At 43.0% G+C, this 15,329-nt stretch carries 14 protein-coding genes; 12 read left to right on the top strand and 2 right to left on the bottom strand.

Going from position 1 to position 15,329, the window contains the following annotated elements:
* Window positions 1-22 precede the first annotated feature (22 nt).
* Window positions 23-715 carry a phosphoglycerate mutase gene (locus SORDD16_RS06240; protein WP_042768625.1) on the top strand — a complete coding sequence of 231 codons (693 nt, stop codon included), beginning with the start codon at window positions 23-25 and terminating at the stop codon, window positions 713-715.
* 124 nt (window positions 716-839) lie between these two features.
* Here the strand turns inward: SORDD16_RS06240 and SORDD16_RS06235 are convergent, their stop codons facing one another.
* Complete coding sequence (locus tag SORDD16_RS06235; protein WP_061452758.1) at window positions 840-1,412, bottom strand: TetR/AcrR family transcriptional regulator; 573 nt, start codon at window positions 1,410-1,412, stop codon at window positions 840-842.
* A gap of 140 nt (window positions 1,413-1,552) precedes the next feature.
* Between SORDD16_RS06235 and SORDD16_RS06230 the strand changes: the two genes are divergently transcribed.
* From SORDD16_RS06230 to SORDD16_RS06200, 7 genes are all read left to right on the top strand, one after another.
* On the top strand, window positions 1,553-2,254 hold the full coding sequence (locus SORDD16_RS06230; protein ID WP_061452757.1) for an ABC transporter ATP-binding protein: 702 nt from the start codon (window positions 1,553-1,555) through the stop codon (window positions 2,252-2,254).
* The gene (locus SORDD16_RS06225) at window positions 2,250-4,955 is read left to right on the top strand and encodes an FtsX-like permease family protein (protein ID WP_164966499.1); all 2,706 of its coding nucleotides are present in this window, start codon (window positions 2,250-2,252) and stop codon (window positions 4,953-4,955) included. The genes SORDD16_RS06230 and SORDD16_RS06225 overlap by 5 nt, the downstream gene beginning before the upstream one ends.
* A 144-nt stretch (window positions 4,956-5,099) precedes the next feature.
* Complete coding sequence (gene rpsO, locus SORDD16_RS06220; RefSeq protein ID WP_001018251.1) at window positions 5,100-5,369, top strand: 30S ribosomal protein S15; 270 nt, start codon at window positions 5,100-5,102, stop codon at window positions 5,367-5,369.
* 339 nt (window positions 5,370-5,708) lie between these two features.
* Entirely contained in the window at window positions 5,709-6,755 is a 1,047-nt protein-coding gene (locus SORDD16_RS06215) for a FecCD family ABC transporter permease (RefSeq protein WP_061452755.1), read from the top strand.
* A gap of 1 nt (window position 6,756) precedes the next feature.
* On the top strand, window positions 6,757-7,512 hold the full coding sequence (locus tag SORDD16_RS06210) for an ABC transporter ATP-binding protein (RefSeq protein WP_061452754.1): 756 nt from the start codon (window positions 6,757-6,759) through the stop codon (window positions 7,510-7,512).
* Between the two features lie 18 nt (window positions 7,513-7,530).
* Window positions 7,531-8,541: an ABC transporter substrate-binding protein gene (locus SORDD16_RS06205; protein ID WP_061452753.1), complete on the top strand. Its 1,011-nt coding sequence runs from the start codon at window positions 7,531-7,533 to the stop codon at window positions 8,539-8,541.
* Window positions 8,522-9,214: an alpha/beta hydrolase-fold protein gene (locus SORDD16_RS06200; RefSeq protein WP_061452752.1), complete on the top strand. Its 693-nt coding sequence runs from the start codon at window positions 8,522-8,524 to the stop codon at window positions 9,212-9,214. The genes SORDD16_RS06205 and SORDD16_RS06200 overlap by 20 nt, the downstream gene beginning before the upstream one ends.
* A 41-nt stretch (window positions 9,215-9,255) precedes the next feature.
* Here the strand turns inward: SORDD16_RS06200 and SORDD16_RS06195 are convergent, their stop codons facing one another.
* The gene (locus SORDD16_RS06195; RefSeq protein WP_049485162.1) at window positions 9,256-10,005 is read right to left on the bottom strand and encodes a lysophospholipid acyltransferase family protein; all 750 of its coding nucleotides are present in this window, start codon (window positions 10,003-10,005) and stop codon (window positions 9,256-9,258) included.
* 133 nt (window positions 10,006-10,138) lie between these two features.
* On the opposite strand from SORDD16_RS06195, the gene SORDD16_RS06190 reads away from it, so the two are divergent.
* The 4 genes from SORDD16_RS06190 to SORDD16_RS06175 are packed head-to-tail and all read left to right on the top strand — an operon-like array spanning window position 10,139 to window position 15,157.
* The gene (locus tag SORDD16_RS06190; protein WP_061452751.1) at window positions 10,139-12,529 is read left to right on the top strand and encodes a cation-translocating P-type ATPase; all 2,391 of its coding nucleotides are present in this window, start codon (window positions 10,139-10,141) and stop codon (window positions 12,527-12,529) included.
* A gap of 46 nt (window positions 12,530-12,575) precedes the next feature.
* Complete coding sequence (locus tag SORDD16_RS06185) at window positions 12,576-13,253, top strand: tRNA (adenine(22)-N(1))-methyltransferase (protein ID WP_061452750.1); 678 nt, start codon at window positions 12,576-12,578, stop codon at window positions 13,251-13,253.
* On the top strand, window positions 13,240-14,037 hold the full coding sequence (locus tag SORDD16_RS06180; protein WP_061452749.1) for a Nif3-like dinuclear metal center hexameric protein: 798 nt from the start codon (window positions 13,240-13,242) through the stop codon (window positions 14,035-14,037). The genes SORDD16_RS06185 and SORDD16_RS06180 overlap by 14 nt, the downstream gene beginning before the upstream one ends.
* Before the next feature lie 16 nt (window positions 14,038-14,053).
* Entirely contained in the window at window positions 14,054-15,157 is a 1,104-nt protein-coding gene (locus SORDD16_RS06175; protein WP_061452748.1) for an NAD(P)/FAD-dependent oxidoreductase, read from the top strand.
* The last annotated feature ends 172 nt before the right edge of the window (window positions 15,158-15,329 follow it).

Here is a 15,329-nt window from a genome sequence, read left to right as displayed (position 1 = left end):
AAATAAAAGGAGAATCCATCTAATGGTAAAATTGGTTTTTGCTCGCCACGGTGAGTCTGAATGGAACAAAGCTAACCTTTTCACTGGTTGGGCTGATGTTGATTTGTCTGAAAAAGGTACACAACAAGCGATTGACGCTGGTAAATTGATCAAAGAAGCTGGTATCGAATTTGACCAAGCTTACACTTCAGTATTGAAACGTGCGATCAAAACAACAAACTTGGCTCTTGAAGCTTCTGACCAATTGTGGGTTCCAGTTGAAAAATCATGGCGCTTGAACGAACGTCACTACGGTGGTTTGACTGGTAAAAATAAAGCTGAAGCTGCTGAACAATTTGGTGATGAGCAAGTTCACATCTGGCGTCGTTCATACGATGTATTGCCTCCAAACATGGACCGTGATGATGAGCATTCAGCTCACACTGACCGTCGTTACGCTTCACTTGACGACTCAGTTATCCCAGATGCTGAAAACTTGAAAGTGACTTTGGAACGTGCCCTTCCTTTCTGGGAAGATAAAATCGCTCCAGCTTTGAAAGATGGAAAAAATGTATTCGTAGGAGCTCACGGTAACTCAATCCGTGCCCTTGTAAAACACATCAAACAATTGTCAGATGACGAAATCATGGACGTGGAAATCCCTAACTTCCCACCATTGGTATTCGAATTTGACGAAAAATTGAACGTAGTTTCTGAATACTACCTTGGGAAATAATCTATAAACAGAAAGCCTAGGAATTCCTAGGCTTTTTTGTATCTAAGTTAAAAAAAGGCAATTTAGCTAATTGAAAAAGTATAAAATGAGAGAATATAGCTTATGCTGTAGTGGGTTGTATGAGTTAATCTTCTTTTGATTTATGGCTACAGTGTTCGTAGTTATAGGTTGATAAAATCATATCCGTGATTTCTTCCGGTTCTTCTTGCGCTCCCCCAGCAATCCAAAGAGAAATAATCCCTTCAATACTTGATAAGAAGATTTCCAAAGCATATTTGTGAGGAATTTGGAAGTTTTCTGATAAGAAATGACGAGTCGTTTCTTTTTGATTTTCATTTAGAAGAATGCTACTTAGAAATTCACGAATTGCACCACGAAAGTCTATGTAATGACTTTGAGACAAGGCGTTGATAAGGCGTTCGTTCGAACGTAATATATAGAAATTGGCTAACATACACTTTCTAAGCGATTTTCTTTCTTTTTCTAAAAAAATGTAGAGCTGGGAAATGATTTCACTTTTAAAACTGTCAATCATTTGATATTTGTCTTCATAGTGTAGATAGAAAGTTCCCCTATTAATTCCTGCCCGTTTGCAGAGCTTACTAATTGATATATTTTCAAATTTTTCCTCTGATAGCAACTGAATCAAAGCTTCTTTGATGTCTTCCTTAGTAGTAGTTTTTCGTTTCTGAACCATTTTTCTTCCTTCTTCTTAAATCAACACTTTGTTGATTTTTGATTATTGCTTTTTGACTTAGCCCATTATATAATATTTGTGATTTAGAATCAACACTTTGTTTATTTAATAAAGTGAGCTTTGAAAAGGAGATAAACGACATGGCTTATATTGAGATGAAACACAGCTACAAGCGTTACCAGGTTGGGGATACGGAGATTGTGGCTAATCGTGATGTGAATTTTGAAATTGAAAAAGGGGAGCTGGTTATCATACTTGGTGCTTCAGGTGCTGGAAAATCAACCGTTCTCAATCTCCTAGGAGGTATGGATACCAATGATGAGGGGGAGATTTGGATTGATGGTGTCAATATTGCCAACTATAGTTCGCACCAACGAACAAACTATCGTCGTGAAGATGTAGGCTTTGTTTTTCAATTTTACAATCTGGTCTCTAATCTGACAGCCAAGGAAAATGTGGAATTAGCCTCAGAAATTGTGACAGATGCCTTGGATCCTGAGCAGGTCTTGACAGACGTAGGTCTGGCTCATCGCCTCAATAACTTTCCAGCCCAGCTTTCTGGAGGGGAGCAACAGCGAGTCTCCATTGCACGCGCTGTAGCTAAAAATCCTAAAATTCTCCTCTGTGATGAACCGACGGGTGCCTTGGATTACCAGACGGGGAAGCAAGTCTTGAAGATTCTCCAAGACATGTCACGTCAAAAAGGAGCGACGGTGATTATCGTGACCCACAATGGTGCACTAGCCCCTATTGCAGATCGTGTGATTCACATGCGCGATGCAACGGTTAAGAGCGTAACAATCAATGAGCATCCGCAGGATATCGATACATTGGAGTATTAGCATGAAAAAAACATATCGGAAAGACCTATTTCAGTCAGTGACGACATCAAAGGGACGCTTTGTTTCTATCTTGACCTTGATGATGCTGGGTTCTTTAGCTCTAGTTGGTCTTAAAGTAGCCAGTCCAAACATGGAACGTACGGCAGAAGATTATCTCCGTAAAGCCAATACTCTGGATCTGGCCGTGATAGCTGATTATGGCTTGGACAAAGAAGACCAGGACGAACTAAAGACCCTTCAAGGAGCAAGTGTTGAGTTTGGCTATATGGCAGACCTAACCGTTGAACATAGTGAAGAAGCGGTTCGACTTTATTCCAAACCAGAGAGCATTTCAACATTTCAAGTGACAGAAGGGCGACTGCCAGAGGCAGATGGGGAAATTGCTCTAGCCGATTTCTGGAAAGACCGCTATCAGATTGGGCAGACCATTACCTTTAGCAAGAAAGAAGAAAAGTCCGTCCTAAAATCCCAAACTTTCACAATTACTGGATTTGTTCAGTCGGGTGAGATCCTTTCTAAAGAAGATTTAGGAAGTGCTAGTAGTGGAAATGGCAACCTAGCTGGCTATGGAGTGATTTTACCCAGTCAGTTTGACTCAGATGTTTATAGTATTGCGCGTGTGCGCTATGACGATTTAAAAAATCTGGATGCTTTTTCATCAGACTATAAGACCAAACGAGCTCAACATCAGGAAGATTTGCAAGACTTACTGGCCGATAATGGTCAAAAAAGATTGGCAAGTATCAAATCAAATGGGCAAAAGAGCCTGGAAGAGAGCAAAGAACAGCTCCAAACTGCTGAAAGCAACCTTGAAAATGGCAAGAGTCAGTTAGAGCAGGCTGAAAGTCGTTTGAAAACCCAAGAAGAACAAGTGACCGCTTTGTCTGAACCTCAAAAAACTCAAGCCAAGGGACAGCTGACAAAGGCTAAGGAAGAACTGGCGACTCAAAAAGAAAAACTGGCTCAGACAGAGAGTGATCTAACTAAGGAAAAAGAGAAGCTTGAACAGCGTCAGAAAGAGCTTGATGAACTGGCAGAGCCGACTTACCATGTTTACAACCGCCAAACCATGCCAGGCGGTCAAGGCTATCTCATGTATAGCAATGCATCGTCAAGCATTCGTTCAGTCGGGAATATCTTCCCAGTGGTGCTTTATATGGTTGCTGCGATGGTAACCTTTACAACGATGACTCGCTTTGTGGATGAAGAACGCACCAATGCTGGTATTTTCAAGGCCTTGGGTTACCGAAATCGAGATATAGTTGCTAAGTTTGTCCTCTATGGTTTTCTTGCAGGAACTATGGGAACCGTTTTAGGAACGCTTCTAGGACATTATCTCCTTGCGGGCGTGATTTCGGATGTTATAACAGCAGGGATGGTCGTTGGGAAAAGTCAGGAGTATTTCTATTGGTCTTATAGCCTCCTTGCCCTAGCCTTAAGTTGGGTATCCAGTGTCTTGCCAGCTTATCTGGTGGCGCGAAGGGAGTTGAACGATGAAGCAGCCCAACTCTTACTTCCCAAACCTCCCGTTAAGGGATCAAAGATTTTGCTAGAGCGTTTGAACTTTATTTGGAGTCGTCTAAGCTTCACTCATAAGGTTACTGCGCGAAATATTTTCCGATATAAGCAACGGATGTTGATGACCATTTTTGGAGTTGCAGGTTCGGTTGCTCTCTTATTTGCCGGTCTGGGCATTCAGTCATCTGTGGGAGGAGTTTCCGAGCGCCAATTTGAACAAATCCAGCAATACCAGATGATTGTAGCGGAAAAGAGCAGTGCGACGGAGCAAGAAAAAGCAGATCTAGAAAGTGCCTTGCAAGCGGAGCCTATCCATGCTTATCAAAAGATTTACTCTAAATCCATTGAAAAAGATTTCAAAGGAAAAATAGGACTTCAGACTATCACCATGATGGTTACTAGTGGAGAGGACTTCAAGCCCTTTATCACATTAGAGGAAAATGGGCGAGAGTTGCAGATCACCGATGGAGCGGTCGTGAGTCAAAAATTAGCCCAACTATCAGGTGTTACGATTGGAGACAAGCTGGAGCTTGATGGGAAGGAAATCAGGGTCGCGACTATTTCTGAAAACTATGTTGGACACTTTGTTTATCTTAACCGAGCGACTTATGAACAAATCTACGGCACCAGTCCACAAGACAATACCTACTTAGTAAAATTAAAAGACCCAACACCTTCCAATACGGAGAAAGAAGCGGCTACCTTCATGGAAAAAACTGCTGTTTCAGGGGTGGTTCAAAATGCGACGGCCATCCATCTCTTTGAATCCGTGGCTAGTTCGCTCAATAAAACTATGGCAATCCTTGTCCTTGTTTCCGTTTTACTAGCCATTGTCATCCTCTACAATCTCACTAACATCAATGTCGCAGAACGTATTCGTGAACTTTCGACTATCAAGGTTCTCGGTTTCCATAATAAAGAAGTGACCCTCTATATCTACCGCGAGACTATGGTGCTGTCCCTTGTGGGGATTGCTCTTGGTTTGGTAGCTGGCCACTATTTACATCAATTTTTGATTCAAATGATTTCACCAGCCACCATACTCTTTTATCCTCAGGTCAGCTGGGAAGTCTATGCGCTTCCAATCGTCGCAGTGACTGTGATTTTGACTTTACTAGGTCTCTTTGTCAATCGCCACTTGAGAAAAGTGGATATGCTTGAATCCCTGAAATCAGTAGAGTAATTCACGGTTTTAAATAGTAAATCAGTTGACAAAGTCCCTGCTTCTTGGTAGAATAAGAACTGTCGTAAAGACAAATAACTTCTTCTTGGTTACAGGCATGCCAACCTGTCACTCGGATGAAGCCAAATAAAAAGGAGAAACATCATGGCAATCTCAAAAGAGAAAAAAAATGAAATTATCGCACAATATGCACGTCACGAAGGTGATACAGGTTCAGTAGAGGTTCAAGTTGCTGTCCTTACTTGGGAAATCAACCACCTTAACGAACACATCAAACAACACAAAAAAGACCACGCTACTTACCGTGGATTGATGAAGAAAATCGGTCGCCGTCGTAACTTGCTTGCATACTTGCGTAAGAACGACGTTAACCGTTACCGCGAGTTAATCAACTCTCTAGGACTTCGTCGTTAATCTTGCGTCTAAAACGTTTCTATACTTCGTTGCCTTCGCCTCAATGTACCATCAGTACAATCTTCGGCTTGTCGCCTAGTCTATAAACGTTTTAACCAGCAAGAAATAGGATGCTAAGGGCGATAAAAATCCGTATGAAAATAGGGAAACGACGCAGTGTTCGATGAACACAAGGAGTTTCATCTTTTTCGCTAGGATTTTAGCCCGAGCTCAAATTAGCCCTCTGATTTCAGAGGGCTTTTTCTACATATGTTTCTATCCTTGCTCATCTAATAGAAATATGGTATACTATTAATGAGAATTTTCTAAATTTTTAAGATTCTATCAAAGGAGGTTTGCATGCTTTCCAAATGCTTTGGAAGCCAACAAGACCTGCAATTTGTGTTACTTTTAGGTGTTTTGCTAGGTGTTTTGGGAGTTTCCCTCTTTCTAGCAGTTTCTATGGGATCCGTTGAGATTGATTTAGGAGATACCTATCGGATTATTTTGAGTAGGTTGGGTTTTCCTCTTGAGATAGGAGAGGTTTCCAAGTCCACTCTTGCCATTGTATGGAACATGAGATTCCCCCGAGTATTGTTAGGCTTGATAGTAGGAGCTGGTCTTTCTATGTGTGGCAGCGTGATGCAGTCCACGGTAAACAACCCTATCGCAGAACCCTATGTCTTAGGCATCTCTGCGGGTGCAACTCTAGGGGCAACCTTGAGCATCATTCTTGGTTTAAAAGTGATGATTAGCCTTGGAGCTTTTCTTGGAGCTATTTTGGCAACAATTGCTGTCCTCATCATTGCCTCTATGCAGGGAAGGATGACGACTTCTAGTCTGATCTTATCAGGAACGGTGGTCAATGCTCTCTTTCTGGCTTTTTCTAACTTTATTATCTCAGTTGGTGCAAATGCTGACAGTGTGATGACCATTAAGTTTTGGACCATGGGCTCGCTTGCTGGGACTTCCTGGTCTGACTTAGTCCTACCAACTATAGTAGTAGGAATGGCCTTTCTATTTTTCTCTACTCAGTATCGTGTTTTCAATGCGATGATGATGGGAGATGAGGCTGCTTTAACTTTGGGAATTCCCTTACGCTTTTATTGGTATCTTTATGTGACCATGGTGGCTGTGCTGACAGCAGTCTTGGTGGCAACCTGTGGGATTATTGGATTTGTCGGTCTGATTACTCCTCACTTAGCTCGAGGGTTAGTAGGAACGAATTACAGGAGACTTTTTCCTGTTGCGACCTTACTGGGTGCCCTCTTTGTCGTTTGGGCAGATGTACTCTCTCGTGTCATCATTCCCAATGCTGAGCTTCCAATTGGTATTTTCACAGCCTTGGTAGGTGCTCCCTTCTTTATCTACATTGTTGGAGGTAGGCGAAGGGAGGTGAGGGGCTGATATGGATTTGATTTATCAGGATGTCCACTTTGGACTGGGAGAGAAAAAAATCTTAAAAGGTGTTTCTCTTAAGGTTGAGGGGCATCAATTTCATACGATACTAGGTCCAAATGGAAGTGGAAAAACCAGCTTGCTTAAACTCCTCTATCGTCAGGAAAAGGCGGACAAAGGCTTGATAATCCTAGATGGAAAGCCGCTGGAGCATTGGTCACTCAAAGAAACAGCCAAGCAAATGGCAGTTGTAACCCAGTTCAATCAATTGCAGTTTGATTGTACAGTTGAAGAAATCGTCTTGCTAGGAAGAACGCCCCATCTCTCTTTTCTACAGAAGGAAAAGGAAAGAGATTATGCCCTTGTTCAAGATGCTCTCGTCAAGGTGGATATGCTTGAGAAGAAAACTCGTCTCTATTCGTCTCTGTCAGGGGGAGAGAAACAACGAGTCTTGTTGGCCCGCGCCTTGGCGCAAGAACCGACTCTCTTGCTCCTAGATGAACCAACCAATCACCTAGATATCAAGTATCAGCTAGACTTGTTGGCCATTGTGAAAAATCTCAAGGTCAATGTTCTAGCTGTCCTACATGACATTCAACTTGCTTGTCGCTATTCGGATTATCTCTATCTGATGAAAGAGGGGGAAATCCTTTACCAAGGGACTCCAAAGGAGACCATCACCCCTGAGTCATTGCAAACTGTATACGGAGTTCAAAGTCAGGTTACTTGGACCGAGGATCAGCAAGCAATGATTCACTATTTATAAAAAGAAAAGGAAAAAAACATGAAAAAGACACTCAGTATTTTACTCGTAACAGTAGCTACCCTAACCATGGCAGCTTGTGGTAATGCTACTACAGAAAAAGCTACCACACAGTCTAGCACAGAAACAAGTCAAAAGGCCAGCGCAGAGACGACTTATCCGTTAACGGTCAAAACCTATGATGCAAAAGGAAATGAAGTCGAACAAGTTTTTGACAAGACACCTGAAAAAGTTATCACCAACAATCTTTCAACAACTGAAATCTTGCTTGAGTTAGGTTTGAAGGATAAAATTGCCGGCATGCTCAACCCAGATAATGCAGTAACAGGCAAGTACAAGGATGATATTGAAGCCATTCCACACATCGGTGATAAGAAATCTGTCTCACAGGAAACGGTTCTTTCTTATGAGCCAGATGCTGTGATGGGTCGAAACATGATGTTCTCTGAAAAATCCTTGGGAACAGTTAGCGCTTGGAATGAAAACAAAATCCCAGTCTATTCACAAAAAGCATCCCTATCAAACATTCAACAAGATTTGGAGAATATCGTTGAGGATGTGAAAAATATTGGAATGATTTTCAATGTACAAGACAAGGCTAACCAATATGCAGAGCAATTACAAGCTAAAATTGACGCCGTTAAGAAAGCAAATCCAGCAAGCCAAGGAGAAAAGAAAAAGGCTTTGATTATGGTTGCTTATAACGATGAAACCTTTGGTGCATACAAGTCTGCTTTGCAAGAAAGCTTGTTGAATCAACTTGGTTATACCAATGTTGCAACAGGAACATCTGGCTTGACCTTGGAAAATCTCGTGTCAATGGATCCTGAGTTAATCATCTATGTGACCAGTGATCGTAATAAAAAATTGGATGAAAACGCAGTAGAGTTGATGAAGAAAAATGCTGTCTTAGAAAATGTTCCTGCAATCAAGAATCAAAAAATCATGACCATTTCTTATGATGAGTTGATGGACTATGGTCCAGCGGTGATTGATTCCCTCGAGAAAATCAATGACTTTATCAATAAATAATGAGTTTGATTGGGAAGGGATCCAAGTTAGGGTCAGCCTTCCTTCAACCTATGACTCCAACCAAACCTATCCAGCCATTCTTTTGAATGATGGAAACTTGAATTTCCTATCTTCCCTTTCAGAATCTGTGATTTTAGTGGGCTTGACCTCTAAAAATCGCCTAAACGACTATACTCCTTGGAAGGCAGCTGCTCTGAGAGAGGGGGCTCCGGATTTTGGTGGTCAGGCAACTGCCTATCATGGTCATTTATTTGGAGGTCTTTTAGATAAGTTGCAGTCGCTTTATCGCCTAGACAAAGATCGGCTTGCCTACGGAGGTTACTCACTAGGTGGTTTGGTGGCAGTTTACAGTCTTTTCAGCTTTGACAAGGTCTCCTGTGTCTTCTCTATCTGCGGTTCCTTTTGGTATCCTGATTTTGTGACTTACTGCAAGGAAGAGACAGTGAAAAATCTAGATTGTTTGCTGTATTTACAGAATGGTCAAACAGAAGGAATCAATCATACCAATCGCTTGGCTCAAGCACCAGTCTATGCTGAGCAGATTCATACCAGCCTTCAGCAACGCTATCCGACTGGTCAGTTTGTCTTTGATCCTTATGGCCATCATGAGCAAGTTGCTAAGCGATTTCTAGCCTTTTCCAACTGGTTGGCCCAAAAATGGAAAATCGAATAAAAGATTATCCCTTGGCAAAAGCCAAGGGATATTTGTATTTTTTAACCAAGAGCTTCTCTCTTCTTATCTGGATTCCAGATAAAGCTTGCAATGAAGGTAAAGATAATTGTTAGGATACCAACAACCACAGCAAGGATGAGGGCAGGGATGCGGACAAACCACCAGAGTGGGTTTGGTTTTTTATCATTGTGCCATTGCTTGGTTTCCTCGTCCAAACGTTGGAATTCTGCTTGGATACGGTCTGCAACCATTTCGATTCCTTCATCATTCATTTTCTTGATGTCTGAGATATCGATAGGATTTCCAAAGTTCATATCCACACGTTCACGACTGACTAATCCTTTCAAGGTCATGGGACCGGTGTAGGTAACAGGCATGATACGGACCTTAGCCATTTTGGCAATCAAGGCAACTCCACCCTTGACATCGTTTGAGTGACGGCTCCCACTTGGAAACATGATGAGAGAGCGGTCGCTTTTTTTGAGGACGTTGATGGGGTACTTGATGGCAGAGGCATTAGGTTTTTCCCGGTCGATAGGAAAGGCGCCACACATACGGATCCACCAGCCAAAGATACGGTTGTTAAAAAGCTCTTTTTTGGCCATAAAGATGAACTGTTTTGGCTTGGTCGCAAAGGCCATGTAAACAGGATCCCACCAGGTACGGTGAGGTGCGACGAGGATATAGTTTTCGTCTCGGCTAGGGATTTTATCAGTATTGTGATAGTGGGCATTGCCATTGATGGACCACAAGATCAGCATGACTAGTCCACGCAAATAAGTATAAAACATGAGCTCTCCTTCGATTGTATTGCTTTTATTATTATACCTTATCAAAAGACTGCTGGCAAACTTTTTCAGTTATCAGTCAACAGTTTTTGGATGAGATTAGAATTTTTCTAGAGAAAATGATATGATAGAGTTTATGGATAAAAATAAGTTAATGGGATTAACCCAAAGAGAAGTCAAGGAAAGACAGGCTCAAGGTTTGGTAAATGACTTTACCGCTTCAGCCAGTACCAGTACTTGGCAAATCATCAAACGAAATGTTTTTACACTTTTTAACGCATTAAACTTTGTCATTGCTTTGGCACTAGCCTTTGTGCAGGCTTGGAGCAATCTGGTCTTCTTTGCCGTTATCTGCTTTAACGCTTTTTCTGGGATTGTGACTGAGCTACGGGCCAAACACATGGTGGACAAGCTCAATCTCATGACCAAGGAAAAGGTCAAAACCATTCGTGATGGTCAGGAAGTTGCCCTCAATCCTGAAGAATTGGTTCTAGGAGATGTCATTCGTCTGTCTGCGGGGGAACAGATTCCTAGTGATGCTCTGGTTCTGGAAGGTTTTGCGGAAGTCAATGAAGCCATGTTAACGGGGGAGAGTGATTTAGTACAAAAGGAAGTGGATGCTCTGCTTTTATCGGGCAGTTTCCTAGCTAGTGGCGCAGTTTTGGCTCAAATCCACCATGTTGGGGCAGAAAACTATGCTTCCAAACTCATGCTGGAAGCTAAGACAGTGAAGCCGATCAACTCCCGTATCATGAAATCGCTGGACAAGCTAGCTGGTTTTACGGGGAAGATTATCATTCCCTTTGGTCTAGCTCTCTTGCTAGAAGCCTTGATTTTAAAGGGCTTGCCCCTCAAGTCATCCGTTGTAAATTCATCGACAGCTCTTTTAGGAATGTTACCCAAGGGAATCGCCCTTTTGACCATTACTTCGCTCTTAACCGCAGTGATCAAGCTGGGCTTGAAAAAGGTCTTGGTGCAGGAGATGTACTCTGTTGAAACCTTGGCGCGCGTGGATATGCTCTGTCTGGACAAGACAGGCACCATCACCCAAGGAAAGATGCAGGTGGAGGCGGTTCTTCCTCTGACGGAAATGTATGGTGAAGAGGCTATTGCCAGCATTTTGACTAGCTATATCGCTCACAGTGAGGATAAAAATCCAACAGCCCAAGCCATTCGCCAGCGTTTCCAAGGACAGGTTGCCTATCCTATGATCTCGAATCTTCCTTTCTCAAGCGACCGCAAGTGGGGAGCTATGGAGTTAGAAGGGCTAGGAACGGTTTTCTTAGGTGCGCCTGAAATGTTGTTGGACTCTGAAGTCCCAGAAGCCAGAGAGGCCTTGGAGAGAGGGTCACGTGTCTTGGTCTTAGCCCTCAGTCAGGAAAAACTAGATCATCACAAACCACAGAAACCGTCTGATATTAAAGCCCTAGCCTTGCTGGAAATCTTGGACCCGATTCGAGAAGGAGCAGCTGAGACGCTGGACTATCTCCGTTCCCAGGAAGTGGGACTCAAGATTATCTCTGGTGACAATCCAGTTACTGTATCCAGCATTGCCCAGAAGGCTGGCTTTGCCGACTATCACAGCTATGTAGATTGCTCAAAAATCACGGATGAGGAATTGATTGCCATGGCTGAGGGAACAGCAATTTTTGGTCGTGTTTCCCCTCATCAAAAGAAACTCATCATCCAAACACTGAAAAAAGCAGGTCATACAACGGCTATGACAGGGGACGGAGTCAATGATATCCTGGCCCTTCGTGAGGCGGATTGTTCTATCGTTATGGCTGAAGGAGATCCTGCGACTCGTCAGATTGCTAATCTGGTTCTCTTGAACTCTGACTTTAATGATGTTCCTGAAATTCTCTTTGAAGGCCGTCGCGTGGTCAATAACATTGCCCATATTGCACCGATTTTCTTGATTAAAACTATCTATTCCTTCTTGTTAGCAGTTATCTGTATCGCCAGTGTTCTTCTGGGACGGTCTGAGTGGATTTTGATTTTCCCTTTCATTCCGATCCAGATTACCATGATCGACCAATTCGTGGAAGGGTTCCCACCATTCGTTCTGACTTTTGAGCGAAATATCAAACCTGTTGAACCAAACTTCCTCAGAAGATCCATGTTTCGTGCCCTACCAAGCGCTCTCATGGTCGTCTTCAGCGTTCTTTTTGTGAAAATTTTTGGAGCGAGTCAAGGTTGGTCTGAGTTAGAAATCTCAACCCTACTCTATTATCTCCTTGGGTCTATCGGTTTCTTATCCGTATTTAGAGCCTGCATGCCATTTACCCTCTGGCGTGTCCTCTTGATTGTCTGGTCAGTAGGAGGCTTCCTAGCCACAGCTCTTTTCCCAATGATCCAAAAGTTGCTTGAAATTTCGACCTTAACAGAACAAACATTACCTGTCTATGGGGCCATGATGTTGGTCTTTACCGTGATTTTCATTCTAACTAGTCGTTACCAAGCGAAAAAAAAAGAAAGACCGCAATCTGTGGAGCGCGGTCTTTTTAGGTGCAAGATTGCTAGCTGAAATGTGGTATAATAAGAGGTAATAGAGTTTTGGAAAGAGAGAGAAGATGATTTCAAAGAGATTAGAATTGGTGGCGTCCTTTGTACCGCAAGGTGCCATTTTACTAGATGTGGGGAGTGACCATGCTTATCTGCCAATCGAGTTGGTAGAGAGAGGCCAAATCAAAAGTGCCATTGCAGGTGAGGTGGTGGAAGGTCCCTACCAGTCTGCGATTAAAAATATTGAGGCTCACGGTCTAAAGGAGAAAATCCAAGTTCGTTTAGCCAATGGCTTAGCGGCATTTGAAGAGGCTGACCAAGTATCGGTTATCACCATTGCTGGTATGGGTGGCCGTTTGATTGCGACCATATTGGAAGAAGGATTGGATAAACTTGCGAGTGTAGAACGTTTAATCCTCCAACCCAATAATCGTGAAGACGACTTGCGCATCTGGCTACAGGGCAACGATTTTCAGATTGTGGCAGAAAGCATCTTAGAAGAAGCTGGCAAGTTTTATGAAATTCTAGTTGTGGAAGCAGGACAAATGAAGCTATCAGCCAGTGATGTTCGCTTTGGACCTTTCTTGTACAAAGAAATCAGCCCAGTCTTCGTTCAAAAGTGGCAAAAAGAAGTAGCTAAGTTAGAGGTTGCTCTTGACCAAATCCCAGAGAAAAATAGAGAAGAACGTCAATTTCTAGCTCATAAGATTCAAGCCATCAAGGAGGTACTCCATGCTAGCAAGTGAAGTGATTAAACGCTACGAAGGCTTTTGCCCTCAGGAATTTTCCATGGAGGGCGATAGTCGTGGTCTGCAAATTGGTACTCTAGACAAGGATATTCAAAGGGTTATGGTTGCCCTCGACATTCGTGAAGAGACGGTGGCAGAGGCCATTGAAAAGGGTGTGGATTTGATTATCGTCAAGCACGCGCCGATTTTCCGTCCTATCAAGGACTTGGTAGCTAGTCGTCCGCAAAATCAGATTTACATCGACCTCATCAAGCATGATATTGCAGTGTATGTCAGTCATACCAATATTGACATCGTTGATAATGGTCTCAATGACTGGTTCTGCCAGATGCTAGGTATTGAGGGAACGACTTATCTGCAGGAAACAGGCCCAGAACGTGGGATTGGTCGGATTGGGAATATTCAGCCTCAGACATTTGGGGAATTCGCCCAACATGTCAAGCAAGTATTTGGTCTAGATAGTCTTCGAATGGTGCATTATCAAGAGAGTGATTTGCAGAAGCCCATTTCAAGAGTGGCTATCTGTGGCGGTAGTGGTCAATCGTTTTATCCTGATGCTTTGGCTAAGGGAGCAGATGTCTATATCACTGGTGATATTTACTATCACACAGCTCAGGATATGTTGTCTGATGGCTTGTTGGCACTGGATCCAGGTCATTATATCGAAGTGCTTTTTGTGGAAAAAATTGCAGCACTTCTTACTCAATGGAAGGAAGAGAAACGTTGGGGCATTGATATCTTGCCTAGTCAGGCATCGACCAATCCTTTCCACCATATCTAGATAGAAGGTGAAGAAAATGAAAAAAGTAGCCATTATCGGAGCAGGGATTGTAGGGGCAACAGCTGCCTACTACCTCTCGAAAGAAAGTGAGCTAGAGGTGACCGTCTTTGACCATGGACAGGGGCAGGCTACCAAGGCAGCAGCAGGGATTATCAGTCCTTGGTTTTCAAAACGCCGCAATAAAGCCTGGTACAAGATAGCACGCTTGGGGGCTGACTTTTATGTGGATTTGTTGGCTGATTTAGAAAAGTCTGGTCAGGAAATCGATTTTTACCAGCGTTCGGGAGTTTTTCTCTTGAAAAAGGATGAATCCAAGCTAGAAGAACTTTATGAACTAGCCCTCCAGCGCAGGGAAGAATCTCCCTTGATAGGCCAGTTAGCTATTTTGGATCAAGCATCAGCTAATGAATTATTCCCTGGTTTGCAGGGATTTGATTGCCTGCTCTATGCTTCTGGTGGAGCGAGAGTAGATGGCCAACTCTTAGTGACTTGTCTGCTAGAAGCCAGTCAAGTCAAGCTGGTCAAAGAAAAAGTGAGTCTGACACCTTTAGCATCAGTTTACCAGATTGGAGAAGAGGTATTTGATCAGGTTATTTTGGCAACGGGAGCTTGGTTGGGAGACATTTTGGAGCCTTTAGGATATGAGGTAGATGTTCGTCCCCAAAAGGGGCAACTCCGAGATTATCAACTTGCCCAAGACATGGAAGCCTATCCTGTTGTCATGCCAGAAGGGGAGTGGGATTTGATTCCTTTTGCAGGTGGGAAATTGTCCTTAGGCGCTACTCACGAAAATGATATGGGATTTGATTTGACGGTAGATGAAACCTTGCTCCAACAAATGGAGGATGCAGCCTTACCTCACTACCCAACCTTGGCAGAAGCGAAATCATCAGGTGAGCGTGTAGGAATCCGAGCCTATACTAGTGATTTCTCCCCATTTTTTGGACAAGTACCTGGATTAGCAGGTGTCTATGCGGCTAGTGGACTAGGTTCATCAGGCCTCACAACGGGTCCTATCATTGGTTACCATCTAGCCCAATTGGTCCAAGACAAGGAGTTGACCTTGGACCCAGTAAACTATCCAATTGAAAACTATGTCAAACGAGTAAAAAGTGAATAATACTCAATGAAAATCAAAGAATAAATTAGGAAGCTAGCCGCGGGCTGCTCAAAACACTGTTTTGAGGTTGTGGATAGAACTGACGAAGTCAGTAACCATACCCACGGTAAGGCGACGCTGACGTTGTTTGAAGAGATTTTCGAAGAGTATAAGCATTTTACTGAAATTTTAG

The sequence above is a fragment of the Streptococcus oralis genome (genome assembly GCF_001578945.1).
Taxonomy (GTDB): domain Bacteria; phylum Bacillota; class Bacilli; order Lactobacillales; family Streptococcaceae; genus Streptococcus; species Streptococcus oralis_Q.
Note: the sequence above shows the minus strand (reverse complement) of the source record. Positions and strands in the feature narration are given on the sequence as shown.

What these genes read in the sequence shown, in the direction of transcription:
- SORDD16_RS06190 (WP_061452751.1), top strand. Translation starts at nt 10,139, where the DNA reads ATGGATAAAAATAAGTTAATGGGATTAACCCAAAGAGAAGTCAAGGAA.
- SORDD16_RS06210 (WP_061452754.1), top strand. Translation starts at nt 6,757, where the DNA reads ATGGATTTGATTTATCAGGATGTCCACTTTGGACTGGGAGAGAAAAAA.
- SORDD16_RS06240 (WP_042768625.1), top strand. Translation starts at nt 23, where the DNA reads ATGGTAAAATTGGTTTTTGCTCGCCACGGTGAGTCTGAATGGAACAAA.
- SORDD16_RS06230 (WP_061452757.1), top strand. Translation starts at nt 1,553, where the DNA reads ATGGCTTATATTGAGATGAAACACAGCTACAAGCGTTACCAGGTTGGG.
- SORDD16_RS06185 (WP_061452750.1), top strand. Translation starts at nt 12,576, where the DNA reads ATGATTTCAAAGAGATTAGAATTGGTGGCGTCCTTTGTACCGCAAGGT.
- SORDD16_RS06215 (WP_061452755.1), top strand. Translation starts at nt 5,709, where the DNA reads ATGCTTTCCAAATGCTTTGGAAGCCAACAAGACCTGCAATTTGTGTTA.
- SORDD16_RS06175 (WP_061452748.1), top strand. Translation starts at nt 14,054, where the DNA reads ATGAAAAAAGTAGCCATTATCGGAGCAGGGATTGTAGGGGCAACAGCT.
- SORDD16_RS06180 (WP_061452749.1), top strand. Translation starts at nt 13,240, where the DNA reads ATGCTAGCAAGTGAAGTGATTAAACGCTACGAAGGCTTTTGCCCTCAG.
- rpsO (WP_001018251.1), top strand. Translation starts at nt 5,100, where the DNA reads ATGGCAATCTCAAAAGAGAAAAAAAATGAAATTATCGCACAATATGCA.
- SORDD16_RS06235 (WP_061452758.1), bottom strand. Translation starts at nt 1,412, where the DNA reads ATGGTTCAGAAACGAAAAACTACTACTAAGGAAGACATCAAAGAAGCT.
- SORDD16_RS06205 (WP_061452753.1), top strand. Translation starts at nt 7,531, where the DNA reads ATGAAAAAGACACTCAGTATTTTACTCGTAACAGTAGCTACCCTAACC.
- SORDD16_RS06200 (WP_061452752.1), top strand. Translation starts at nt 8,522, where the DNA reads ATGACTTTATCAATAAATAATGAGTTTGATTGGGAAGGGATCCAAGTT.
- SORDD16_RS06195 (WP_049485162.1), bottom strand. Translation starts at nt 10,005, where the DNA reads ATGTTTTATACTTATTTGCGTGGACTAGTCATGCTGATCTTGTGGTCC.